The organism is Flavobacterium anhuiense, assembly GCF_004151235.1.
In the GTDB taxonomy this organism is placed as follows: domain Bacteria; phylum Bacteroidota; class Bacteroidia; order Flavobacteriales; family Flavobacteriaceae; genus Flavobacterium; species Flavobacterium anhuiense_A.
This window is the reverse complement of record NZ_JUIV01000020.1, coordinates 45,100-70,155: the sequence shown is the minus strand read 5'-3', so window position 1 is coordinate 70,155 and position 25,056 is coordinate 45,100. Positions and strand designations below refer to the sequence as shown.

The window sequence follows — 25,056 nt, the reverse complement described above, 5'->3', positions numbered from 1 at the left end:
TTCATCTGGATTTGTTTTTTTTTTATTGAAATATGAAAAGCTTAATTTAATTTTAAAACTTCTGCTGTTTGTTTTCTAAGCTGTTCTAAAAGTTCTGGCTTGTCGTTTAAAGTCTGTCCATAAGATGGAATCATTGTTTTCAATTTCACTTGCCATTCTGGTGTTTTAATTTGGTGAGTAAAACATCTGCTTATCAAATCAATCATGATTGCTACAGCTGTAGAAGCTCCTGGAGAAGCTCCTAATAAAACTGCTAAAGTTCCATCGTGTGTATTAATAACTTCTGTACCAAATTCTAAAACCCCACCTTCTTTTTCATCTTTTTTGATTACCTGAACACGCTGACCAGCTTTTTCTAATTTCCAGTCTTTTGAGCGCGCTGTTGGAAGATATTCGCGTAAAGCTTTCATTCTGTCTTTTGGGGACTGACGAACCTGCTCTATCAAATATTTCGTTAATGGAATATTATGATATCCTGCAGCCAACATCGGAATTAAGTTGTTACGTTTAATAGATAGAGGCAAATCTAAATAAGAACCATTTTTAAGGAAACGAGTTGAGAATCCTGCGAATGGCCCAAAAAGAAGCGCTTTTTCACCATCAATTACACGAGTATCGATGTGAGGAACAGACATTGGAGGAGCTCCAACACTTGCTTTTCCATATACTTTTGCTTGGTGTTTCGCAATTACTTCTGGGTTTGTACATTTTAGCCATTGGCCGCTTACAGGGAAACCTCCATATCCATATCCTTCTGGAACATTTGCCTTTTCCAATAAAGGAAGAGAACCTCCTCCTGCACCAATAAATACAAATTTAGTATACGCTTTACGAGTATTTCCCGTTGACAAATCTTTAATTTTAATTCTCCAAGATTTATCTTCACGCTGTTTTAGTTTTTTAACCTCATGATTGAAGAATAAAGAAACACCATCTAGTTTCTCTAAGTAATTGAACATACTTCTTGTTAAAGCACCAAAATTAACATCAGTACCAATTTCCATATGTGTTGCTGCTAATTTTTCGTCAGCACTTCTGCCTTCCATTACCAATGGCATCCATTTTTGAAGCTGTTCAAAATCGGTACTAAAAGTCATGTCAGCAAAGATTGGATTGCTCTGAAGCGCTTCGAATCTCTTTTTTAAATAATTTACGTTTTTATCTCCCCACACAAAACTCATATGAGGCACGCTTTTAATAAAATTATCCGGAGACGGCACTTTGTTTTGTTGTACCAAGTAAGACCAAAACTGGCGAGAAATCTCGAATGATTCTGCAATGCTTATTGCTTTTTTAGGATCTATGCTTCCGTCTGCCTTTTCTGGAGTATAATTTAGTTCACAAAAAGCAGAGTGTCCCGTTCCTGCATTATTCCAAGCATCAGAGCTTTCTGCTGCAGCAACATCTAATCTTTCGTAAATTTCAATTTTTATATCTGGTTGTAATTCTTTCAAAATTACTCCAAGAGTGGCACTCATTATTCCAGCGCCAATGAGTACTACATCACTATTTGAACGTATGGTTTCGTCAGGCATAACAGTATTTTTATTTAAAGTGCAAAGGTACTTTTTTAATTGCAAAAAAAAACTAATTTTTAGATGATAAAAGTTAGGATTTTCTAAAAACCATTAAATTATAAATAAAAAATACGACGAACAGCGCTATTTTTTTGCGGAAAGATAATCTTGAAGCAGAATTGTAGCAGAAATTTCGTCTATTAAACCTTTGTTCTGACGCTGCTTTTTACTTAAACCGCTGTCGATCATGGTTTGAAATGCCATTTTTGAAGTAAAACGCTCATCAACACGAATCACTTTCATGTCTGGAAAAATATTCGAAAAATGAGTCACAAAACCATTAATTACAGAAGCGCTTTCTGATGGCTGTCCGTTCATCTGCTTTGGTTCGCCAATTAAAACCGCTTCGACTTTTTCTTTAGCAAAATAATCTTTCAAAAAGTCAACCAAAGTATGGGTCGGGATTGTTGTTAAACCCGAAGCGATAATCTGCATTTCGTCTGTAACTGCAATTCCTGTGCGTTTTTGTCCGTAATCTATTGAAAGGATTCTTGGCATGTTTTAAACTTTTTAGCAAATTTAGTCTAAAATATTTTTCTAATTTTCCATTTCACTCAAAATAAACTTCTTCAAGACTATTTTCAATAAAAAAATCCGTCCTGAAAACTCAAGACGGACTTTTATCCAAATATTCAAACCTAAAAAATAACTCAATTTATCTTCCGAACAAACGGCTGAAAAAACCTCTGTGTTCTTCTTCCTCTCCTGCATCCTCTTCTTCAGAATAATTAGCAAACTTAGATTGTGACTTTTCATGTTCGTAAATCAGCTCCTTAATATATTCAACGTAAGTTCTCTTTTTCTCTTCTAAGAATCCGATCAAATACTTTTCGCTAAATTCTACTCCGCTTGCTGCTTCGATCTGCAATAACTTTTTATACAAAGGTTCAATATGCATCGCAATTACTTCTTGCGGTACAGCTTGTCTTCTTCCGAAATAATTTACAATAACGTCGTTTTCGTCGCGGGCAATTTCAAAATCTGTAATTACCCAATAGTATCTTCCTGACTTTGCAAGGTTTTTTACAATAGCATGGAAGTTTTTTCCGTTTTTAAGATTTTCCCAAAGCACTTTAAAGATTACTTTTGGCATATCTGGGTGACGTATGATATTATGAGGCTGTCCCATTAACTCATAGTCTTCGTAACCGCAAACATCTACAAATACTTCGTTGGCATATTCAATAATACCGTATGCATTTGTTTTACTCATAATAACCTGAGTTTTATCCCAGCTTACTTCTTTGTCTATAATTACTCTGTTTTGAAGGTGATTTTCTTGATTCATATTTTACTGCTTATATGATTATTTATGGAATGGAATGTTGATCAACACTGCGAAATTAAAGCGAAGAAAAAGTACAAATCCTGACTTTTGTCATATTTTGATATAAAAAAAACTTTTAGTGGTTATAGTATTAGTCAAAAACACATATAGCTTTTAGCGTTTCTACAAATAAGAAACAAAAAGTTAAATTTGTAACACTTTCAGGCGGTTTTGCTTTTTTGCATTTCTACAAATACGTTATCTTTGCCAAAAAATTAAACGTATGAATTCTTTACAGACTATAATTGAACAAGCTTGGGAAAATAGAGCTTTATTGCAAGAAACTACAACTACAGATGCCATTAGAGAAGTGATCGAATTGGTAGACGCAGGAAAATTACGTGTTGCTGAACCAGTTGGTGACAAATGGCAAGTAAACGAATGGGTTAAAAAAGCAGTTGTAATGTATTTCCCGATTCAGAAAATGGAAACATGGGAATCTGGTATTTTTGAATACCACGATAAAATGTTGCTAAAAAGAAATTATGCTGAAAAAGGAATCCGCGTGGTACCAAATGCTGTTGCTCGTTATGGTGCTTACATCTCTAGCGGTGTAATCTTAATGCCAAGTTACGTAAACATTGGTGCTTATGTTGACGAAGGAACGATGGTTGATACTTGGGCAACTGTAGGAAGCTGTGCTCAAATTGGTAAAAATGTTCACTTAAGTGGTGGTGTTGGTATTGGTGGTGTTCTAGAGCCGTTGCAAGCTGCTCCGGTTATTATCGAAGACGGTGCTTTTATCGGATCTCGTTGTATTGTTGTTGAAGGTGTTCACGTTGGTAAAGAAGCAGTTCTTGGAGCTAACGTATGCTTAACAGCGTCTACTAAAATTATTGATATTACGGGTGATGAGCCAGTTGAAATGAAAGGTTTCGTTCCTGCTCGTTCTGTGGTTATTCCTGGAAGTTATACTAAGAAATTTGCTGCAGGAGAATACCAAGTTCCTTGTGCGTTAATTATTGGAACTCGTAAACCTTCTACAGATTTGAAAACTTCTTTAAACAATGCGCTTCGTGAGTACGATGTTGCTGTTTAATTAATATAAAAAATCTTGATATAAGGGCGGTATTTACTGCCCTTTTTTTATATACACTCGGAAACAACAAAACAAAAATTAAACAAAATTTTAACAATTATTTAAAAATAAGAAAATTATTCTAGATTTGCATTTTTTTTAAAACCAACCAAAAACAAGAAGACGATTTATTTAAATGCTTTTTAATGAAAAATTACACATCCAGTTTAAAACTATTTCTTTATAGATATTTCATAATTTTTTTAATCTACCAAATTTGTAATATCCTCTTTTATATATTAAATTCTAAATACTTTGATCAAATAACCTTTCAAAATGTTTTAGGAAGCATTTTGTTTGATCTCTCAGCTATTTCATACATAACTTTTATTTTCTTAATAGCGCATGCAATTCCTGGAAACTTTAAGTATCGCCAGAACTATCAAACAATATTAAAAATTTCATTCTTTTTAGTCAATCTTCTGTTCATTGCAGCGAATCTAATTGATATTATATATTTCCGATTTACAGGAAGAAGAAGCACTTATAGCATGATTACTGCTAAAGGAATGGAAAAAGAAGCTTTAGGCTTACTCTTTTCTTTTATCAAAGAATTTTGGTATATCCCATTATTATTTATTATTCTTAGTATTCTTTTTTGGAAATCAATACCAAATTTTAAAAGCAAAAACGAAATCAAAAGTTTTACCAAAGAAAAGTTCCTAAAAGAATCTTTTTGTTTTCTAACCTCAGTTTTTCTATTACTAATTGTTGGTCGTGGAGGATTTCAGAAAAAACCTCTCAGAATTGTGGATGCTGCTAATTATAGTTCTCTCAATAATGCCCCGCTCATTTTAAATACTCCTTTTTGCATATTAAAAACAATTTCACAAAAGGAAGACATCGAAAAGGTTAATTATTTTGATAAAAAAAATCTTGATTCTATCTACAAACCCATTTTGTCTTTCAAAAATACGGGAACTGTAAATAAAAAAAATGTCGTAATAATCATCCTCGAAAGTTTTGGAAATGAAAATGTTAGCAAAAAACAAACTCCCTTTTTAGATTCTTTGATTACAAAATCTTATTATTTTAAAAATGGATTTGCAAACGGAAAAGTTTCTATTGATGCCGTTCCATCAATTATTTCGAGCATACCTAGTTTGATGAACAACTCTTTTATTATTTCTAGTTATTCTTTAAACAAAACGAATAGTTTACCTAAAATTCTTAAAAAAGAAGGATATACAACTTCATTTTTTCATGGCGCTTTTAACGGAAGCCAGAATTTTGATCAATATGCAAAAGCTGCAGGATTTGAAAAATATTATGGAAAAGATGAATATGTGGGACCTGAAGCTTTTGATGGAAAATGGGGAATTTATGATGAAGAATTTTTACAGTTTTTTGCTGGAAAATTATCTAGTTTTAAAGAACCTTTCTTCAGTACTATTTTCACTATTTCTTCTCATAATCCGTACAAGATACCAGAACGATACAAAAATAAATTCCCTAAAGGAACAACAGTCATTCAGGAAAGTATTGCATACACTGATTACTCTCTGAAACTATTTTTCAAAAATGCTAAAAAACAAAAATGGTATAACAATACATTGTTTGTAATTTCTGCTGATCATACTTCTTCTAGCGGAGAGTCAGAAATAGACAAAACCTCAATTGGAAAATTTCATATTCCAATTTTATTCTTTGATCCAGGCAATCCACAGTTTTCTGGTGTCAACAATCGAAACTTCCAACAGATAGATATTATGCCTAGCATAATAGATTATTTAGGCATAAACACTGATTTGATTTGTTTTGGAAAAAGCTTCAAGAGCAGTCAGAATTTTGCTGTATTCTATTTACAAGGAATTTACCATTGTGTTCAAGACGACTATTATATAGCCTTTGCAAACAACCAAGTTATTGGATTGTATAATTGGAAAAAAGATCCTTTATTAAAAAACAATTTACAATCTCAAAATACTTTTAAAGCATTAGAAATTTCAAATTTCTTAAAAGCTTACATTCAAAACTTTAATGAAAGAGTAGTTGAAAATAAACTTAGCCTCTAATTATCTTTTTGCTTTTTGAAGTTTTATAAGTTTAGCATATTTCATAAAAGAGAAAAAAGCCTGAATCATTGCGATTGATAATCCGTCAAGACCATTGAAGATTCCTCTTTTAAAGAAATAACAACGAATAAAAGCTACAGTACCATTAAGAACAGGTTTGAAAGCATTAATTCTTTTCCCCTGATCAAATAATTGCTGTGCATGCCAACCAGAATATTGATTCTTTTTAGCAATAATCTGATCAAAAGAATCCCATCCGTAGTGGAGAATATGTACAGCAACTTTTTTCTCATTTTGAGCAACAATCTTCTGATGTACTTTAGAATCGGAAGGATGAGCTGTTTGTTTATTAAAAAAACGAACTTTATGATCTGGGTACCATCCAGAGAAATCAATTAGTTTATCTGCTAAAAAGTTTTTTACCCTAAAACTCAATGCATCATAATTTCCTTCTAGATACTTTTTATTTAGAATAAATTCCTCAGCATCCTTATCCAAAAATTCATCTGCATCAAGATTTAAAATCCAGTCATTTTTACAAAAAGGAAGTCCGTGAGTACGCTGTGGACCATCTCCTAAAAATATCTGCTGAATAACCTGTGCTCCCTTTTCTTTAGCTATTTCTACCGTACGATCTTTACTGAAAGAGTCTACAATAATAACTTCGTCGCAAACTTTAAATAAGGCATCTATACATTTTCCAATGTTTTTTTCTTCATTGAAAGTAATAACCAGACCGCTAATTCCCATTGTTCATTTTAATTTGTTGAGCACAAAAATATAACTTTTTAATTTAGTTTAATCTTATTAATACCATCACTTGTACACTTCATAAAATAGTTTGTACTTTAGCCTTCTAATTGAACAAAAAAAATAAATGAGAATATTAGTCATTCAACAAAAAAGAATTGGAGACGTCTTAACGAGCACAATTATCTGTAACAACCTTAAAGCCAAGTTTCCAGATTCTACAATTGACTACATGTGTTATCCTAATTCGATCGATGTTCTTTTAGAAAATCCGAATATCGATAACATTATTCCGATGACTAATAAAATTCGAAAATCAACTTTTGAGTTCATTAAATTCATTTTTGAAATTCGAAGAAAAAAATATGATGCTGTAATAGACGTATACAGTAAATTAGGTACAAGCTTAATCACATTTTTCTCTGGCGCAAAATATAAAGTTTCTTATCATAAATGGTATTCTAAGATTTTTTACAATTACAGCTATGAGCGTTTCGATGCCATAAAATCAGAATTTGGTTTGGCAATTGAAAACAGATTATTGTTGCTTAAACCTTTCTTTTCTGAAAAAATAACAAATGTAAAACCAAAGATCTTTTTAAAAGAATCTGAGATTATTGAAGCAAAAAATCTTCTAAAAAGCTACAATATAGATTCTGATAAGCCATTGATCATGTTTGGTATTTTAGGAAGTGAACATTACAAAACCTATCCGCTTGACGGAATGGCAAAAATTATTGATTTTACAGTAGCCAAAACAAATGCAACTATTCTCTTTAATTATATTCCAAACCAAAAAGAGCAGGCTTTAGAAGTATATAATCATTGTTCTGAAGAAACAAAAAAGCATATCATTTTTGATTTGTATGCTACCGATTTACGCCTTTTTTTAGCAATCCTTTCTCAATGCGAAATGCTGATAGGAAATGAAGGGGGTGCTGTAAATATGGCAAAAGCACTTGAGATTCCAACCTTCTCCATCTTCACTCCGTCTGTCAGAAAAGAAACTTGGCAGCTGTTTGAAAACGAAGCAAAAAATGCTTCTATTCATTTGAAAGACTTAAAACCCGAGATCTACGAAAAGCATACTGAGCAATACATCAAAGAACATACTTTTGAATATTATGCTGAATATCCGTTGGAATTAATGCTTCAAAAACTTGATACTTATTTTCAAGAATATAAAAATTGAGAAAAGTAAAAGAAATCTCCAATGAATAGTGAAAAGCAAAAATTATCTGTCCTGATTATTACGCTTAATGAAGAACAGCATATAAAATCGCTTCTTGAAGATCTTGATTTTGCTGATGAAATAATTGTTGTAGATTCCTATAGCACCGACAAAACAATCGGCATAATTGAGTCTTTTACGAATGTAAAATTAATCCAGAATCATTTTGTAAATTATACATCTCAGCGAAATTTTGCCTTAGACCAAGCCAAAAATCAATGGGTTTTATTTATTGATGCTGATGAAAGGCTAACACCAGAATTGAAATCTGAAATTATTGCTACATTTAATTCTAAAAAAACAGCAAGCGCCTATTTTATCTACCGCATTTTTATGTTCGAAGATAGTAGACTGAATTTCAGCGGTTGGCAGACCGATAAAATTTTCAGACTTTTTGACAAATCAAAATGCAGATATAATGAGGAAAGGACCGTTCATGAGAAATTAATTGTAAAGGGACCAATTGCTTCCTTAAAAAACAAAATCATACATTTTTCTTACTCTTCTTATGAAGATTACAAAGCAAAAATGCGTAATTATGGAATTCTTAAAGCCAATGAAAAATTCTCAAAAGGAATAAGACCTTACTTTTCAATGCTTTTCCTCCATCCTTTGTACACTTTTTTATATCAATTTATAATGCGTTTTGGTTTTTTGGATGGCAGAAAGGGTATAATTGTATGTTATCTGAATGCTTACAGCGTTTACATTCGGTACAAGGAATTAAGAAGAATTACTTCTTCCAGAATTTAAGTTTCTTTTTCAAGCGCTTTTTTCGGTAGAAATTCTCTTGAAAATCTGAGGTATATTTCCATAAAGTAACGAAAATCTTTTCTTCAGGTTCGTTATAATACTTAGCATATTCATTGCTCATTGTTGCAACCATTTCTTCTAAAGGTGTCAAACGGCAAAGGTTTTTCATACGCATTTCAAAAGACATCGAATTATGAAACTCCATTCTATTTAAATCTACTAGAAAGAAATCATAATTCCCGCTAGCATTCTTTTTTATTAAAGTATTTCCTGGAGAGTGATCTAAAAATTCGATTCCTTTTTCATGAAGATCAAAACTAAATTTAGTAAACTGTCTCAAGATGTTTTCGCGGTCTGGGAAATCAGGAATTTCTACAAGTTCTCTATAAGTTAAATCAACATTGAGGTGCTCACTTACGTAATAACTGTCTTTAAGTCCCAAAATGCTAAAATTTTCAAGAAAAGCAATTGGCTCAGGAGTTCCTATTCCTTTTTGCAATAATATAGTAGCATACTCAAACGATCTCATTGCTTTCGATTTCCTAAAATACCGATAGGCAACCTTATTAATTAAATTTGGAACTTTAAATGATTTTATATTGATTGCCTTTCCATTTAAGTCAAACAATTTTATTTTGTTACGATCTCCATTTCCAAAAAGTTCACCTTTAACATTAAACATTTTGATTGTCTTAAGTATTGACTCAGTACTATTTTCGAAAATTGGATTTACTTTAAAATTCATCAGCTTCTTTTTATAAACAACAAAAATACATATACGATCTAAGACTTCAAATTATTATTGTATTTTCGTAAAAAAAAGAAAAAATGTCATTTAAGATTTTCCTGGAAACACATAACATAATTAATAGAGCAGCTGGCTTAGGAACATTCAATTATGAATTAGTAAAAGGTTTATCTACTTTAGATTTTGAAAACTGTGAATTGACTCTAAACTCGTCGAATCCTGATATCTTGAGAAAAGAATTTAAAGACAAATTTAAATATCATAAATACAACAGTCTTTCTAGACATTCTTTGTTTAGGATTCGAAAAAAATATGATTTATGGCATTCTGTAAATCAAAACACCAAAGTTGAGCCTTTTTATTGCAACAAATATCTATTAACTGTACATGATGTTCACTTTGTAGACGAAATTTCTTCAGACCCTAATCATAGAGTAAACAAATTATTTAAGGCTAAGCTAGAAAAATCGACGGCAATAACTTATATATCAGAATTTGCAAAAGCTGAAACTCACAGACACTTCAATGTTCCAAATATTCCTGAGTATGTAATTTATAATGGAAATCCAATTTCTACAATATTAGATACTTCAAAATATATTACAGACATACCTCTTGACAAACCTTTTTTCTACACTATTGGAGACTTTATAGAAAGAAAAAATTATGAGTCAATTATAAATATGATGAAACTAATAAAAGACTTTAATTTGATTATTTCTGGAAACAACAATAAAAAATATGGAGAAGAAATAAAAAAATTGATTGCAGATAATGGCTTAACAAAGCAGGTATTTTTAACTGGGAAAATAAGTGATGAAGGAAAACAATTTTTCATGAAAAATTGTACTGCATTTCTTTTTCCATCTATCAGAGAAGGTTTTGGACTTCCATCAATTGAAGCAATGACTTTTGGAAAACCTACATTTTTATCAAACAAAACTTCTCTTCCAGAGATTGGAGGTAATGCTTCTATCTATTGGGATAACTTTGATCCTGAGTATATGAAAACTATTTTATTTGATGGACTTCATGAGTATGAAACCAATAAAGTTGAAAGAGAAGCTATCATAAAAAAACGAGCAGCCGACTTTGATTGGAAAAGAACAGCTGCCGATTATTTTGATGTATATACTAAAATTTTATATTAGTCTCTTTTAAAATAAAAATTTAAACCACTGCCCAAAATTCTTCATCGAAATAAATAATTTAGAGAGTGTAAGTTTTTTTTCTTCCTGAATAAATTTTTTGATTTCGATAATATTTTTAGTTGGAAAAAAATCTAGCCTTTTCCATCGTTCTGGTTCTATATAATAGAAATTTCTAAACTCTTTAAAGTTGTTTTCATTTACTTTAATCCATTTGTTTAAGAAATCTTTATTTGTTTCTTTATTGTGTCCCCAATTTTCAAATTTAAATCTCAATTCTTCTTCGGTTCTCGATAATGATTCGTGCAAAACAAGATTATTAGTATAAATAACCTGTCCTTTTATCCTTCTACCATTAACGTACTCAGGATTATTTGTCGCAAAAATGGCTTTAGTAGGTTTATCAACATACAAAATGCCATTTGGAGTATATTTATATAAAATAACCCAAAATGCTGCAATTTGAATTGGCTTTTTTAATGGTTCTTTAATGTAAGAATCATACTTTCTAAGATCAGATATAAACTTCTTAAAATCTACAAAATACTCGTCGCAATCAATTTGGATAAGCCAGTTACCTATACCCATTTTTTGAGAAAGAAGTTTTCGCTCCCTGATCTCACACTGCATTGTTGTGAATCCAGGAACATAAAAATCATCTTCATATATAACTATTTTTTTATTGACATCAAAAACCTGAAGCCAATCAAAAAAGGAATCATCAATATTAAAATATTCACCATTCCACGTTCTTCTTTTTTTATCAATTGCCAAAAAAATTGTATCAGCATCATTATATGTTGTTGGCAAAGAATTTTTTAGTAATTCATAATCATATGAAACTAAATAACCTACTTGTATTTTACCTATCATCAAAGTCAATATAAAACTTGTTGCAAGTTACTATTTAATATCTATTTTTGTCAAAAATTGACAAGAATAATATGATTCAAAAATCATACCTGTATTTTTTTTAATTTGGATTCGCTTCTGATTTAAAAACTAGATATTTATCAAAAAATTATCCTAAAAAACGCCCTATCATGAAAATTTGTTTAATCAGTTTTGATTTCTTTAATTTTGACCACAATATTATTCTTGAATTAAAAAAAAGAAATATAGAAGCTGAACATATCGATATTTCTAAATTTAAATACAAATACACTTCAATTTTCGATAGAATAACAAATTTTTTTAATAAAAAAGTTCTTAAAAAAAACAAGAAAATAATTGAAATGGAAAAAGACGCACTTAGCCGTCTTCATAACTTAGGGCATCAGGATATCATTTTAGCAATACGTCCTGATTGCTTATCAAAAGAAACTCATTTAGAAATAAAAAAATATACCGATAAATACATTGCATATATATATGACAGCTGTCAAAGATTCCCAGTTGATCACTTGCTAGATGGTATATTTGATAAAATCTTTTCGTTTGATTTTACAGATGTTAAAAAATATAATTTCACGTTTATATCAAATTATATTTATAACGAAAAAAAAGAACTGAATGCACCAAACATCAATGAAAACATTTTTATAATTGTATCTATTGATGAACGTTTTGATTTTTTGAATAATCTTGCCAATTATTTATCAATGAACAACATTAAATTTAAATTTATTGCAATAGGAAAAAGGGCGCCAAAAAATATTAACAGCAATATAATCTTTCAGCGCAAAAAACTTTTTGCAAAAGATCTTAAGGATGATTTAGAAAATTCTAAAATATTTCTTGACCTAATAAGACATAATCATAACGGATTAAGTTTTAGAATATTTGAAGCCTTAGCCATGCAAAGAAAAATTATTACAACTAATCACACTATAAGCCAGTACGATTTTTACAACCCAAACAATATTTTAATTCTCGATGAAAACAAACCTATAGCAATTAACCCAGATTTTTTCAACACTCCTTATGAACCGCTCAATGATGATGTTTATTACAAATACACCATTGAGAATTGGGTAAAAACAGTTTTTAACATTTAGTCTTATTCTATTAAACTAAGAATTTTCTTTTCAATTGAATTGATAGAAAACGGCTCAATTATTTTTTGAGAATCAGCACTAACTTTTTCCCACATTTCTTTATTCGTGTATAACAAGATTATATTATTGACTATTTCCTGACTCGAATTTCCAACTAAAACATTTTTATTTTCCCCAAAGTCAAAGCCTTCTGCTCCAATACTTGTAGTCACGAGCGGTAAGCCAAATTCTAAACTCTGCCCTATTTTACCTTTTATTCCTGCACCATAACGAAGAGGAGCAGCAAATATTCGTGAATTTAAAAAATACGGAGAGACATCTTCAACGTAACCAACAATCTTAAAATTTTCAGAATTTAATTTTAAGATTGATTCGGGAGGATTGCTTCCTATAATTGAAATTGAAATTTCTGGATTTACTTTCCATACCAATGGCATTATTTCTTCTGCAAGATAATTTACAGCGTCTACATTTGGCTTATGGTCAAAACCTCCAATAAACAATAGATCTTTACGGTTTTCAAAAGAAATAGGATCTTCATTTTCAAAATATTGATGAATATTTCCAATGCTTATTACTTTAGAATCTTCATCATAAAATTCTTTTAAAGCATCTTTTTCAGTATCTGAAATCACGATTATCTTATCTGCATTTTTACAATTTTCAAGCTCTATCTTCAAAAACTTATCTGCTTTTTTTATCGCATCTAAATCACCAGTAAGTTCAAATTCTCTCTTAAATCTGAGATAGTGAAAATCCACCATATCAAAAAACACTTTTGCAGCAGGTTTGTTCTTTTTAATAATTGAATAATATTTCGCAAAAATCTCTGGTCTATGCAGCCACACAGAATCAGTAAAAGGAAGAACCTGTTTTATAAATTCACTCTTTGTAATTAAATTCCCATTTTTATCAACTGCAGGTTCATAAACCACCACACCCAAATTTCTAAAATATTCTACATAATCGCTTGTAAAACGATATTCTTTAAAATCTCCAAGCAAAAAAACACCAATGTTATTTTTAAGAAGTAGCTTTATAATTTCAGTTAATCTACGTGAGCCTGAATCCTTATTATATTCAGGTATTTTGGTATCAATTATAATAACGTTCTTGTTATATTCTAAATTATTGGCAAAGTCGATTACCTTTTTTTGTTTTTTAAGCTTTTTAGCCAACGATTTTAATCTAAAAAATAACTTAATTGATTTAAACATTTTCTGTGAATTGTGTTTTGAATTTAATATTACTGTTGGAAAAAAATAGCATCAAGAACTTCGTATGTTCTTTTAGTATCAAAATTATTTTCGAAAAAACTTTTGGCTTCTAAATGGTGTTTATTGTAAAACTCAGAATCATTTAACAACCTTTGAATATAAGCTGAAAATAACAATGGATCATTTGAAGTAAGACATCCATTATTTGTTTTATTGATCAAACCATCAACACCTCTTTCTGTACAAACCACGGGTAATCCATGAGATAAGGATTCTATTACTTTTATTTTTACCCCTGTTCCTGACAACATCGGACAAATAGTAATGCGTGTTTTTTTATAAACTTCGTTTAAATCTTTTACCAAAAGTAAATTTTCGACATTTTGTAATTTAGGAATGTGTTTATTAATCTTACCAACGACAGTGATTCTAATGTCTAATGGCAAAAGAGGATAAACTTTCTTAAAAAACCAGTCTGCCGATTTTACATTATGAAAATTTTCGCTAGCTACATATACTATATCAATAGTCTTTTCTGTATTTAATGAAATTTCAGTCTTTGGCAAACTATGAGCCACCAAGTGCACAGGTATTTTTAGGAACTGCGAAAAAAGATATTTTTCCTCATTCGAAATTACCCAGACACAATCGAATTTTTTCATCAAATCAATTTCTTTTTTAAAATATCTATCAAGAGAAAATTTTTTATTATCCTGAAATTGAGACGTTAAAAAGTCGTGAGTATCTACAATCCATTTTGTTTTATTTCCGTTTAATTCCATATTAAAAAGTGATGACCAATAGACATATGAAATTATAACAATATCATAGTCTCCATCATTAATTATCTTTAAGAACTGATCTTTATGTCCGAATTTCGTACGATCAAAATCCTTAAATCTACTGTTTAATTTCTTAGGGAAAGAATAATCCAAATAATAGCGAATAATATTTTCGCTCTTTTTTTTCTTTTTCAAAAGATAACCATTTTGAATTAATTTTTCTTTTTTCAACTCTTTAATAGAATCTTCTGTAAAGACATCTGAATGCTCTCCCACAAAATCAAGATGAATACTTCGGTCTTTAAAATAATTTAGAAGAGATAAAGCCCTTGAATTATTTCCCTGACTATAAGAGAGAGGATTTTCAGGGTAGAAATATAAAATTTTCATTTGAAGGTCTTATTTTAAAACCCAAAAATAGTTTATTTTTGACATTTTAAAACAGCAGTTTAAGGACAATATGACAGATATAGTTATTTTAATAAAAACATATAAAAAAGATTACAAAGCTTACACCAAACTAATACGCTCTATATCCGAATTTAATATTGATGATATTCCTGTTTATGTAGCAATCAATGATGAGGATTATGATTTTTTTAAAGCTGAAAATCAAAACAGTAGTTTGAATCTTTTAAAGGATTCTGATATATATAACTGCCCGATAAAAGATGCTTGGAGATATCAACAGGTCATAAAAAGTAAGTTTTATCTCTTAAATGTCTGCAAAAATTATCTTTGTATTGATTCTGACAGCGAGTTTATAACCCCTTTTCGAAAAAGTGATTTTCTTTTTGATGAAAACACACCTTATACAATTATTCACGAATCGAAGTCATTTTTGGAAATGATTAATAATATAGAATTAGATTCTGATACTGTCTTCTTTAAGAGCGCCCTACAGACCACTAGAAAGTTAATTGGTAACAAACATACCAAAATTTGGGATTATGGCCCATCTCCTTATTTATGGTCCTGTTTGGTATGGAAAGATTTTAACGAAAATTTTCTTTCTTCAAAAAATATGACGTTTGAAGATTTTATGAATCAAATTGACTTGGAAACACCACCATCTGAAACAGTCATTTACGGAGAATATCTTTTAAAAACTAATCTGATTCCAATTTATCCAATTGAGGGCTTCTTTAAAGTATATCACTTTAAAAAACAATTTTCTATTGAAAGACGATTCCATAATATCGAAAAACTAAAAAAAGTATACTTAGGCGTCATTTTCCAAAGTAATTGGGACAACAAAAGTATAGTAATCAAATATTTAAAACGAAAAATCAGAAAAGTCAAACTGATATATTCAAAAATTAAAAATCTTTTTGTTTCAGATAAAAACTAAAACAGAATTCAATACAACAAATCATGAACGAAGAAATAATCAATGCTTACGAAGTTATAAAAGAAGGAGGAATCATACTCTACCCTACTGATACCGTTTGGGGAATTGGCTGCGATGCGACAAATGCAGAAGCCGTTGCTAAAATCTATAAATTAAAACAGCGAGCAGAAACTCAAAGCATGATTGTTTTAATGAATAGCGAAAAAATGATGTACAACGTTTTTAAAGACATTCCTGAAGTTGCATGGCAAATTATGGATTTATCTGAAAAACCAACTACTTTAATTTTAGATGACGCTAGAAACGTTGCTCCAAATATCATAGCTGCCGACAAATCTCTTGGAGTTAGATTGGTAAAAGAGCCTTTCTGCTACAAATTGATGGAAAGAATGAAAAAACCTTTGGTTTCTACTTCGGCTAATATTTCAGGACAACCAACACCGCAAAGTTTCAAAGACATTAGTCCTGAAATCATTAATGGCGTAGATTATGTTGTAAAATTAAACCAAGACAAAATCAACGGAAAATCTTCAACCATTATCAAATTAACCAAAGATTCTCAGGTAAAAGTAATTCGCAAATAGTTTTTTTGTTTCAAGTTTCAGGTTTCAGGTTCTTGAAAAACTTTGAGTACAATTTTTATCGAAAAGTTCACAAAGAAAGATTTATTAAGAATTAAAAAAGTTCGCAAAGTTTTATCAAAATAAACTTTGCGAACTTTTTTAATTTTAATGTTCTAAAAAAATCTTCGCGCTCTTTGCGAAATTCTTAGCGCGTTTCGCGGTTAAAAAAAACTTAGAATCTCAGAACCTTAGCATCTTAGCAACTTAGACAGTTTTCAAACTCTCAATAAGCCAATCGATATCTTCTTTGGTATTATAATGACTAAATGAAATTCGGAGATTTGGTAATTTTAAATCAGTCTCCGAAAGCATTTCGTTTAAAACATGTGAAGGCTTTATACTTCCAGACTGGCAAGCGCTTCCTCTAGAAACCGCAATTCCTTTCATATCTAAACTAAAAAGTAGCATCGAAGTTTTATCTGATGAAAACGGCAAAATGATATTAATGATGTTATAAAAATCATCCTTTTTTCCGTTGATTCTAAAATCTGGGAAATGAATTTCTAACTGCTCAATCAGATATTTTTTTATACTTGAAATATAAGCTCTTTCTTCATCTAATTTTTCATAAGAAATAGACAAAGCTTTTGCCATTCCAGCTATCTGATGCACGGCTTCAGTTCCGGCACGAAGGCCTTTTTCTTGTTCTCCTCCAAATAGCAATGGCTGCAAACCAGAATTTTTTCGGATAAAAGCAAAACCAATTCCCTTTGGGCCATGAAACTTATGCGCACTAGCCAAAATAAAATCAACAGGAGTCTTTTGCAGATCGATTTCTGTCTTCCCTACTGACTGAACCGTATCTGAATGAAACAATGCATTGTATTGCTTGCAAATCAAGCCAACGCGATCTAAATCTAAAATAGCTCCCGTTTCGTTATTAACATGCATTAAACTGACTATCGTCTTTTTTTCACCAGACAATAAATTTGATAAATGTGTTAGATCTAAACTTCCGTCTGCATTGACATTAACGTAATCTACCTGAATATTATATTCTTCTTGAAGCGCCCAAACGGTATGCAAAACCGCATGGTGTTCTATCTTTGAAGTAATGATTCTTTCTACTTTCAAATCTTCAACAGCAGAACGCAAAATCCAGTTGTCGGCTTCGGTTCCTCCAGAAGTAAAAATGATTTCTTGAGCAGTGCAATTTAAATGCTTCGCAATACTCTTTCTTGAAAGTTCTAATATTGTTTTACCGTTTCGTCCAAAACTATGTGTAGACGATGGATTTCCGTAATCCTCAAGCATTATTTTCGTCATTTCCTGAATTACTTCAGGACGCATGGCAGTTGTTGAGGCATTATCTAGATATACTTTTTTCATTACTGCAAAGTTAACAAATATCAATTGTCAAATCTTAAATATCATTTGGCATTTTTTTCACTATTTTTGACACAAATAAATTTTACGATGAAAAAATATGCCGCCCTCCTATTATTTGCTCTATTCTTAAACGGATGCGATGATGGAGATTTGACCGTAGATGAAATAGACTTTGCTGATATTGAAACATCTCAAGCCTGTGACCCTACAACTAACACCTTGATTTACAAATTAAAACCTCAGGAGGCCCTTTTACTTCAAATGCCAGAAGGAGCAATTATTAACGACAACGGAACTAAAACATACACAATAGATTCACAAGGCAATGGACCATATCGAGTAGTTTATAGAGCATATGATGGGACTGTTGCAAAAGAAAACATTTGCGGTACAATTCCTCCAACCAATCCAAAAGTAACCGAAGAATGGCTTGGAATTGAAGGAGTAATAGAAATAGCAACTAAACAAATAGATCCAGAGAACACTAATGAAGACGGAGGAACCCGAATTACAGGTTATGAACACACGATTATTTTTAGAAATATAACATTTCAAAAACCAGCTGGAAAGCAAACAGAACCTGAGTTTATATTTGGAAAATATATCACTAATGTAACACCAGCCAATCTTACTTTCAAAACCAATCCAAATGGTACGGCGTATGAATGTGATGAAGTCGCCAGAGTTTACAATTACAACAATACTTTTTATCTGTCAATTGATGACATCGATCCTGCATTGTTTGAAAATGCCGTTACCCCAAGTGGTCAACCTCGTACAAGTTTAATAACATCAACGCAGAACAAAGTGTTTTACAAAACTGCAAAAGAAGGAACTGGGTCTATAACGCCAGCTTTTGTTTGTTCAAAAATACAACCATCAGCGCCTGCAATTGAAGAAACATGGACAGGCCAACTTGGCAAGCCAAATGAAAGCGGAATTATCGAAGTAACCACTACTGTAGTCGGACAGCAAGTTTTTGAACACACAATTGTGCTTAAAAATGTAATTTTACAAAAGGGAAACAGCAGCTTTAAATTGGGAAATAGTTTTGTTCTAGGAAAAATTACAAGATCAGCTACAAACTAAAAAATTGATTTCTGAAAAGAAATCACCAGAAATAATTCTTACAAAGAAACGTCTGTTTTTTGAGATGATTTTACAACTAAATCGAATCAAAAAACAGACGTTTTTTTATGCTTTAAAACGAAGTATTTTGCGTTTAAAAAGCTCCTTTATTTATTATTTTGCCTAATATAAACTTCTGTCGCACCAAGACCATATTTTTGATAATTGGCATCTTGAAAATCAATTCCGTCATAACGGCCTAATAAAAAATCAAGTTCCGCTTTCAAAATTCCTTCGCCAACACCATGAATAAAAACGATTTTTGGAATGCGGTTTCTTATTGCAAATTCGATATGCCTTTTTGCCGTTTCGGTCTGTAATGTCAAAATATCATAATTTGACATTCCGCGTTTATTAGGAACCAATTTTTCAATGTGCAAATCAAATTCAGGAACGCCAACATCACGTTTATCTTTCTTTTCTTTTACAAAACTTCTCGGTTTTGGCTCTGTTTTCTCTTTTGAAACTTCATCTAAATTAATTCTTTTAATAGAATTCATTAAATCACTGGTTTCTTGAATTTTAATTAGTTCTTTGACTAAAAATGTCATCAAAAATCCATCTTCGGTTTCAATCAAAACTTCGTTGTTTTTAACCGACACTACCGTTCCGTTTATGGCTTCATCGAGTACTGAAACCTTATCTCCTTTTGCCAGCATCTTACTCCTCTTTATCGTTATTTTTACTTGGCGTTTTTGCACTCAATTGCATCATTCCGAACATGAAAACTACAATCGCAGCAATCATGATATAGATGTTTTTTTCTTCAGAAACCTGCTCGTATAACGCAACCGAAATTGCAAGAATCATTATTATAATTTTAAAAGTTTTCATCCTTTCTTTATTTTAAGATTTCAAAAATATAAAACTTTCAAATAGTACTTCTATACTACTCTAAACGTTTGTCATATTTTTTTAGTAAAATTGCAAAAAAGATATGCCATGAGTTTAGAGAAATATATGATCCCTTGTATGTTCAAAACTGTGTTTGGTTATGACTGTTTGGGGTGTGGATTTCAGAGATCTCTATTCTTACTTTTTCAAGGCGATTTTTTAGCTGCTTTTAAAATGTATCCCGCAATTTATACCTGCCTGTTACTCTTCATTTTTATAGCATTTCATTTTTTAGATAAGTCAAGAAATTACAAAAAACTAATCTGGAAAATGGCAATCATAAATCTATTTTTTATGCTTGGCGGTTATTATCTGAAGCACTTTTATTTTTAGATTTTAGATTTTCTAAAGGTCTCTTTGCTCCTTTTAGAATTTGGGATTTAAAAATTGGAATTTTAACAGCTTTTATTTCTTAATCTGATTCAAAATATCATTCATCATTTCGATTTGCACTTTTTGAATTTCGATTAATTCTTGTTGCTGATGCATAATTAAATGATCAATTTTATCATGAATTAATCTAATCTCCAATTCCGATTTCAGATTGATCATATAATCTTTCTTAGCTCGATTGCGGTCTTTTTCTTCCTGACGATTTTGACTCATCATAATGACAGGCGCCTGCAAAGCTGCCACACATGACAAGATTAAGTTTAAGAGAATAAACGGATACGGATCAAATCCTTTGTTTAAAAAGATAAAAACATTTGCACCAATCCAAACTGAAATAAAAATTACGAACGAAATTATAAAAGTCCAGCTTCCTCCAAAATCAGCTACTTTATCAGCCACCTTCTGCCCTAAGTTTCTGACCTCTTCTTCATCTTCCACAATACTTACAATAGACTTATCTTCTTTCAATGAAGAAATAACATTCTTCTCCATTGCAGAAAGTGCTCCTATTTCAGTCGATAGATAATTTGAAATATATTTTTGACGGTAAACATTTAATTCATTTATAGAAATACAGTCTTCAGTGCTAAAATCAGGATATTCTTTTTTAATTAATCCTAAAATCGGATCGTGAATCGCTCTTCCGTATATTTTCTCATTTTCAGGAAAAGAAATCCCAGAAATGTCACTTTTAAATGTTTGGCTGTTTTTCATTTTTAGTATATTTTAAAAGCTAATTTACGCAATAAACTTCTTAAGAATTGCATAAAAAAGAACCGTGTATAATTCGTTTTTTATCACAAATCAAACTTTTCGAACAAAATTTCTTTCGTTAAATCGTGATTTTATTTCCAAAAAACGCCTTACTTTTAACGTTCCAAAATTATTCATTCATTTTTACCATTGTGACAAAAGACAATATCATACAAAATATAAGAGCTTTAAAGAGCCACTCACACATAAATTACGGCATTAAAACCAAGACTGAAGACTTTACAGAAAAGCTTTTTTATACGCTATTTGATTCAAATGCAGCTTTGGACGAAAGTATCGATGAATTAGAGTTTCGCTTTAAGGAAATCGCGGTTTTGGCGTGCAAAAAACCTCAAAATTTATGCGAATCTATTTGGGATCGCTTTTTAGAAAAACTTCCTGGGGTTTTGGAAAAGCTAAATCAAGATGCGGAATATATTCTTGAGAACGATCCCGCTTCAAACAGCATTGACGAAGTATACTTAGGCTATCCTGGATTCTATGCCATCGCTATTTACAGATTAAGCCACGAATTATACCACCTCGATTTATTGCTTTTTTCACGATTAATGAGCGAATATGCACATAGAATTACAGGTACAGATATTCATGCCGGAGCTGATATTGCATCGCCATTTTTTATCGATCACGCGACAGGAATTGTAATCGGCGAAACAACTGTTATTAAAAAACATGTAAAAATCTATCAGGGTGTTACGCTTGGCGCTTTAAGCGTAAGTAAAGAAATGAAAAATGCGAAAAGACATCCAACTGTTGAAGCAAATGTCTGCATTTATGCCAATGCAACAATTCTGGGCGGAGAAACTGTAATTGGAAAAAATAGTATTGTTGGAGGAAATGCTTGGGTTACAAAATCGATTCCTGAAAATTCTATCGTAACCAACACGACTACAACTGAAGTTAAAATAAAAGAGAAAAAATAAAATGAATTCACATAAATTATTAAACCTAATTGGCAATACTCCTCTAATGGAAACAGTCAATCTAGTTAAAAATAAAAATGTAAAGCTTCTGCTAAAACTAGAAGGAAATAATCCGGGAGGAAGCGTAAAAGATAGAGCCGCATACAATATGATTGCTTCAGCATTAGAAAGAGGCGACATCAAAAAGGGAGATAAATTGATTGAAGCAACCAGCGGAAATACTGGAATTGCTTTGGCGATGATTGCACAGTTATTTGGCATCGAAATCGAATTGGTTTTACCAGAAGATTCAACCAAAGAACGTACTCAAACTATGCGTGCTTATGGCGCCACAGTTATTCTTACGCCTGCTAGCGAAGGAATTATAGGTTCTAGAGATTATGCCGATAAAAAAGTGGCACAAGGCGGCTATTTGATGTTGAATCAGTTTGCAAATGATGACAACTGGAAAGCCCATTACAAGACAACAGGTCCCGAAATATGGAATGATACTGACGGAACTGTAACGCATTTTGTTTCGGCTATGGGAACAACTGGAACCATTATTGGAACTTCGACTTATTTGAAAGAAAAGAATCCAAATGTTCAAATTATTGGTGCACAACCTAGTGATGGTTCTCAGATTCCTGGAATCCGTAAATGGCCGCAAGAATATCTTCCGAAAATATTTGATGCTTCTAAAGTAGATACCGTTGTCGATGTAAGTGAAGAAGAAGCACGTGCCATGACCAAAAGACTAGCTTTGGAAGAAGGTGTTTTTGCAGGAATGAGCAGCGGAGGCTCTGTTGCCGTTGCCTTAAAAATAGCCGAACAACTAGAATCTGGAGTCGTAGTTGCCGTAATCTGCGATCGTGGCGACCGTTATTTGTCTTCTGATTTATTTGATTAAAAAAAGATGCTAAGTTGCTAAGGCTCTAAGCTTCTAAGTCAAAAAACAATAAAAACTTTGTCACTTAAAGCCTTAGCAGCTTAGAAACTTAAGAGAAAAAAAACTTAGCATCTCAGCGACTCAGAACCTTAGAATCTTAAAAAAATGAACTACAGAAAACTAGGAAAAACAAACTTTAATATCTCTGAAATCTCACTTGGCACTTGGCAAGTTGGTGGAAAATGGGGATCAGGTTTTGATGATAAAACAGCCGACGAACTTTTGAACACGGCTATTGACAATGGTGTAAACTTTATTGACACTGCCGATGTATACGAAAACGGATTAAGTGAAACTGCCGTTGGAAGAGTCGCTCGTTCACGTTCTGAACGAATTTTTGTTGCCACAAAATGCGGACGCCAGATAAATCCGCATGTTAATGAAGGATATACTCCAAAAGTGCTTCAAAAATTTGTTGAAGACAGTTTAAAAAGAACTGGTTTAGAAACATTGGATTTGATTCAGCTACACTGTCCGCCAACAGAAGTTTATTATCGTCCAGAAATATTTGAACTTTTTGACCGATTAAAGGATCAGGGAAAAATTCTTAATCTTGGAGTAAGCGTTGAAAAAGTGGAAGAAGCATTAAAAGCAATTGAATATTCTAATGTAACTACGGTTCAGATAATTTTCAACCTATTTCGTCAGCGTCCTTCTGAATTGTTTTTCGCGGAAGCAAGAAAAAAAGACATTGGAATTATCGCAAGAGTTCCGCTAGCAAGCGGACTTTTAACGGGTAAATTTGATTCAAAAACCACTTTTGAACCTCAGGATCATCGTAACTTTAATCGTAACGGAGAAGCGTTTGATAAAGGAGAAACTTTTTCTGGAATTGATTATGAATTAGGATTGAGAGCTGTTGACGAATTAAAAGCATTATTTCCTGAATCAAAAAATCTAGCTGCAATTGCGCTTCAATGGATTTTGAGTTTTGACGAAGTAAGCTGTATTATTCCAGGCGCATCAAAAACAGAACATGTTTTATCCAATTTATCGGTTTATGATGCTCCTAAATTAACTTCTGAGCAGATTACAGCGATGAACAAAATTTACAGCGATTTGATCAAACCTTCGGTGCATCAACTTTGGTAGTAAACCCAAAGAAAAATAAAAAAGGGTTATTAAGTTTTCTAAATCTTAATAGCCCTTTCGTATTTTAAACATCAAATTCAATTCTAAACTCAGCGCCTTTATTCTTCCCTTCGCTCGATGCCGTTAATCTTCCTTTATTTCTTTCAATGATTTTTTTGCACAAATACAATCCAATCCCCGTAGAACCTTCACTTGCAGTTCCAAGTCGGCTCATTTTCGTGAATTTTTTAAATAATTCTTCAATCTGATTTTTATCAAAACCTATTCCGTGGTCTTTTACTGTTATAATCAATTTTGAGTTTTCTGAAAAGATTCTGGCTTTTATTTCACTTTCAAAATAGGAAAACTTAATCGCGTTGCTAATCAGATTTACCAAAACCTGAATCAAAAGTCCCTCATCGATTTTCAGTTTAGCTTCTGAACATTCTATTGCTAAATCTAGTCTTATATTTTTATCAAGTAATCGCTGTTCGACTTGTTCATTAATAAAAGGAAGAATATTAGAAAACGAAATGGTCTTAGCTTCTTGGTTCTCTTTTGCAACATCATCCTGTTCTTTTAGTAACTTGATGAAATTTTCGATATATCTAAATTGAAGATCAGTCGATTCGCAAATCAATTCGGCCATATTCTTAACCGATTCTGATGGATTTTCGCTTATAATCAATTGAGCCAAACCTTGCGGATTTCCAGCAAAATTTTTCAAATCATGCGAAAGCATATAGATTAAATCCTGTTTTTCGTTGATAAAATTCTCAGCTTCATTAATAGATTCTTGTATGTTGCACAAAAGCAGTCCAGCTTCATCTGTATATTCTGTTGGCAGATCAGACAATTTTCTTGAAGTTCTATAATCATCCAAAGCCTTTGAAGCTGTGGCAATGGGCTTTATCAGCTTGTTTAAAACCAAAAGTGTTATTGCTGTTGCCAACAATGTCATAATTAAAGAAAAAATAAGAATGGAAGTCGATGAAACCTCATGCTCGAAAAACAAAACG

Annotated in this window: 26 protein-coding genes; 13 read left to right on the top strand and 13 right to left on the bottom strand. The window is 31.6% G+C overall.

Going from position 1 to position 25,056, the window contains the following annotated elements; all coding sequences use genetic code 11:
- Window positions 1-41: 41 nt before the first annotated feature.
- The 3 genes from NU08_RS19130 to NU08_RS19120 all read right to left on the bottom strand — a co-directional run bounded on the left by NU08_RS19130 (window position 42) and on the right by NU08_RS19120 (window position 2,865).
- A complete protein-coding gene (locus tag NU08_RS19130; RefSeq protein WP_129748686.1) occupies window positions 42-1,535 on the bottom strand; it encodes a malate:quinone oxidoreductase in 1,494 nt (497 codons plus the stop codon).
- Window positions 1,536-1,661: 126 nt separating this feature from the next.
- Entirely contained in the window at window positions 1,662-2,075 is a 414-nt protein-coding gene (gene ruvX, locus NU08_RS19125) for a Holliday junction resolvase RuvX (RefSeq protein ID WP_111424174.1), read from the bottom strand.
- 157 nt (window positions 2,076-2,232) lie between these two features.
- Window positions 2,233-2,865 (bottom strand): PAS domain-containing protein, encoded by a 633-nt coding sequence (locus tag NU08_RS19120; RefSeq protein ID WP_008462642.1) that lies wholly within the window; start codon window positions 2,863-2,865, stop codon window positions 2,233-2,235.
- A 262-nt stretch (window positions 2,866-3,127) separates the two neighbouring features.
- Between NU08_RS19120 and NU08_RS19115 the strand changes: the two genes are divergently transcribed.
- Complete coding sequence (locus tag NU08_RS19115) at window positions 3,128-3,943, top strand: 2,3,4,5-tetrahydropyridine-2,6-dicarboxylate N-succinyltransferase (protein ID WP_129748685.1); 816 nt, start codon at window positions 3,128-3,130, stop codon at window positions 3,941-3,943.
- 530 nt (window positions 3,944-4,473) lie between these two features.
- A complete protein-coding gene (locus NU08_RS19110) occupies window positions 4,474-5,997 on the top strand; it encodes an LTA synthase family protein (protein ID WP_242502600.1) in 1,524 nt (507 codons plus the stop codon).
- Here the strand turns inward: NU08_RS19110 and NU08_RS19105 are convergent, their stop codons facing one another.
- On the bottom strand, window positions 5,998-6,747 hold the full coding sequence (locus NU08_RS19105; RefSeq protein ID WP_129748683.1) for a glycosyltransferase family 2 protein: 750 nt from the start codon (window positions 6,745-6,747) through the stop codon (window positions 5,998-6,000). It lies immediately after the preceding gene.
- A gap of 127 nt (window positions 6,748-6,874) precedes the next feature.
- Between NU08_RS19105 and NU08_RS19100 the strand changes: the two genes are divergently transcribed.
- Together NU08_RS19100 and NU08_RS19095 are read left to right on the top strand one after the other, a co-directional pair.
- Complete coding sequence (locus tag NU08_RS19100) at window positions 6,875-7,939, top strand: glycosyltransferase family 9 protein (RefSeq protein ID WP_129748682.1); 1,065 nt, start codon at window positions 6,875-6,877, stop codon at window positions 7,937-7,939.
- Between the two features lie 21 nt (window positions 7,940-7,960).
- Window positions 7,961-8,731, top strand: a complete 771-nt coding sequence (locus NU08_RS19095) for a glycosyltransferase family 2 protein (protein ID WP_129748681.1) — start codon at window positions 7,961-7,963, stop codon at window positions 8,729-8,731.
- Here NU08_RS19095 and NU08_RS19090 read toward each other — a convergent pair.
- Window positions 8,712-9,476, bottom strand: coding sequence for a Kdo domain containing protein (locus NU08_RS19090; RefSeq protein ID WP_129748680.1), 765 nt, complete (start codon window positions 9,474-9,476; stop codon window positions 8,712-8,714). The genes NU08_RS19095 and NU08_RS19090 overlap by 20 nt on opposite strands.
- 83 nt (window positions 9,477-9,559) lie before the next feature.
- Here NU08_RS19090 and NU08_RS19085 point away from each other — a divergent pair, with 83 nt between their 5' ends.
- Window positions 9,560-10,630 carry a glycosyltransferase family 4 protein gene (locus NU08_RS19085; RefSeq protein ID WP_129748679.1) on the top strand — a complete coding sequence of 357 codons (1,071 nt, stop codon included), beginning with the start codon at window positions 9,560-9,562 and terminating at the stop codon, window positions 10,628-10,630.
- Between the two features lie 6 nt (window positions 10,631-10,636).
- Here the strand turns inward: NU08_RS19085 and NU08_RS19080 are convergent, their stop codons facing one another.
- Window positions 10,637-11,500 carry a hypothetical protein gene (locus tag NU08_RS19080; protein WP_129748678.1) on the bottom strand — a complete coding sequence of 288 codons (864 nt, stop codon included), beginning with the start codon at window positions 11,498-11,500 and terminating at the stop codon, window positions 10,637-10,639.
- Window positions 11,501-11,670: 170 nt separating this feature from the next.
- On the opposite strand from NU08_RS19080, the gene NU08_RS19075 reads away from it, so the two are divergent.
- Window positions 11,671-12,624 (top strand): hypothetical protein, encoded by a 954-nt coding sequence (locus NU08_RS19075; protein ID WP_129748677.1) that lies wholly within the window; start codon window positions 11,671-11,673, stop codon window positions 12,622-12,624.
- Between the two features lie 2 nt (window positions 12,625-12,626).
- On the opposite strand, the gene NU08_RS19070 is transcribed toward NU08_RS19075, so the two are convergent.
- On the bottom strand, window positions 12,627-13,802 hold the full coding sequence (locus NU08_RS19070; protein WP_242502599.1) for a glycosyltransferase family 4 protein: 1,176 nt from the start codon (window positions 13,800-13,802) through the stop codon (window positions 12,627-12,629).
- Window positions 13,803-13,870: 68 nt separating this feature from the next.
- Window positions 13,871-15,013, bottom strand: a complete 1,143-nt coding sequence (locus NU08_RS19065; RefSeq protein ID WP_129748675.1) for a glycosyltransferase — start codon at window positions 15,011-15,013, stop codon at window positions 13,871-13,873.
- A 70-nt stretch (window positions 15,014-15,083) separates the two neighbouring features.
- Between NU08_RS19065 and NU08_RS19060 the strand changes: the two genes are divergently transcribed.
- Window positions 15,084-15,974 (top strand): hypothetical protein, encoded by an 891-nt coding sequence (locus NU08_RS19060; RefSeq protein ID WP_129748674.1) that lies wholly within the window; start codon window positions 15,084-15,086, stop codon window positions 15,972-15,974.
- Between the two features lie 23 nt (window positions 15,975-15,997).
- Window positions 15,998-16,558 (top strand): L-threonylcarbamoyladenylate synthase, encoded by a 561-nt coding sequence (locus NU08_RS19055; RefSeq protein WP_129748673.1) that lies wholly within the window; start codon window positions 15,998-16,000, stop codon window positions 16,556-16,558.
- Window positions 16,559-16,801: 243 nt separating this feature from the next.
- Here NU08_RS19055 and NU08_RS19050 read toward each other — a convergent pair whose 3' ends face one another.
- Window positions 16,802-17,926 (bottom strand): cysteine desulfurase family protein, encoded by a 1,125-nt coding sequence (locus NU08_RS19050; protein ID WP_129748672.1) that lies wholly within the window; start codon window positions 17,924-17,926, stop codon window positions 16,802-16,804.
- Between the two features lie 87 nt (window positions 17,927-18,013).
- Here NU08_RS19050 and NU08_RS19045 point away from each other — a divergent pair, with 87 nt between their 5' ends.
- Entirely contained in the window at window positions 18,014-19,015 is a 1,002-nt protein-coding gene (locus NU08_RS19045) for a hypothetical protein (protein ID WP_129748671.1), read from the top strand.
- A gap of 146 nt (window positions 19,016-19,161) precedes the next feature.
- On the opposite strand, the gene NU08_RS19040 is transcribed toward NU08_RS19045, so the two are convergent.
- Together NU08_RS19040 and NU08_RS22405 are read right to left on the bottom strand one after the other, a co-directional pair.
- Complete coding sequence (locus tag NU08_RS19040; RefSeq protein ID WP_129748670.1) at window positions 19,162-19,713, bottom strand: Smr/MutS family protein; 552 nt, start codon at window positions 19,711-19,713, stop codon at window positions 19,162-19,164.
- Between the two features lies 1 nt (window position 19,714).
- On the bottom strand, window positions 19,715-19,888 hold the full coding sequence (locus NU08_RS22405; RefSeq protein ID WP_008462622.1) for a hypothetical protein: 174 nt from the start codon (window positions 19,886-19,888) through the stop codon (window positions 19,715-19,717).
- A 108-nt stretch (window positions 19,889-19,996) separates the two neighbouring features.
- On the opposite strand from NU08_RS22405, the gene NU08_RS19035 reads away from it, so the two are divergent.
- Window positions 19,997-20,281 carry a DUF2752 domain-containing protein gene (locus tag NU08_RS19035; protein ID WP_129748669.1) on the top strand — a complete coding sequence of 95 codons (285 nt, stop codon included), beginning with the start codon at window positions 19,997-19,999 and terminating at the stop codon, window positions 20,279-20,281.
- Window positions 20,282-20,353: 72 nt separating this feature from the next.
- On the opposite strand, the gene NU08_RS19030 is transcribed toward NU08_RS19035, so the two are convergent.
- Window positions 20,354-21,055 carry a DUF1003 domain-containing protein gene (locus NU08_RS19030; protein WP_129748668.1) on the bottom strand — a complete coding sequence of 234 codons (702 nt, stop codon included), beginning with the start codon at window positions 21,053-21,055 and terminating at the stop codon, window positions 20,354-20,356.
- 191 nt (window positions 21,056-21,246) lie between these two features.
- Here NU08_RS19030 and epsC point away from each other — a divergent pair, with 191 nt between their 5' ends.
- The 3 genes from epsC to NU08_RS19015 all read left to right on the top strand — a co-directional run bounded on the left by epsC (window position 21,247) and on the right by NU08_RS19015 (window position 24,058).
- Window positions 21,247-22,038, top strand: coding sequence for a serine O-acetyltransferase EpsC (gene epsC / locus NU08_RS19025; RefSeq protein ID WP_129748706.1), 792 nt, complete (start codon window positions 21,247-21,249; stop codon window positions 22,036-22,038).
- A gap of 1 nt (window position 22,039) precedes the next feature.
- Window positions 22,040-22,927 carry a cysteine synthase CysM gene (gene cysM / locus NU08_RS19020; RefSeq protein WP_129748667.1) on the top strand — a complete coding sequence of 296 codons (888 nt, stop codon included), beginning with the start codon at window positions 22,040-22,042 and terminating at the stop codon, window positions 22,925-22,927.
- A 144-nt stretch (window positions 22,928-23,071) separates the two neighbouring features.
- Window positions 23,072-24,058 carry an aldo/keto reductase gene (locus NU08_RS19015; RefSeq protein ID WP_129748666.1) on the top strand — a complete coding sequence of 329 codons (987 nt, stop codon included), beginning with the start codon at window positions 23,072-23,074 and terminating at the stop codon, window positions 24,056-24,058.
- 64 nt (window positions 24,059-24,122) lie between these two features.
- On the opposite strand, the gene NU08_RS19010 is transcribed toward NU08_RS19015, so the two are convergent.
- Window positions 24,123-24,998, bottom strand: a complete 876-nt coding sequence (locus tag NU08_RS19010) for a sensor histidine kinase (protein WP_242502598.1) — start codon at window positions 24,996-24,998, stop codon at window positions 24,123-24,125.
- Window positions 24,999-25,056: the final 58 nt, after the last annotated feature.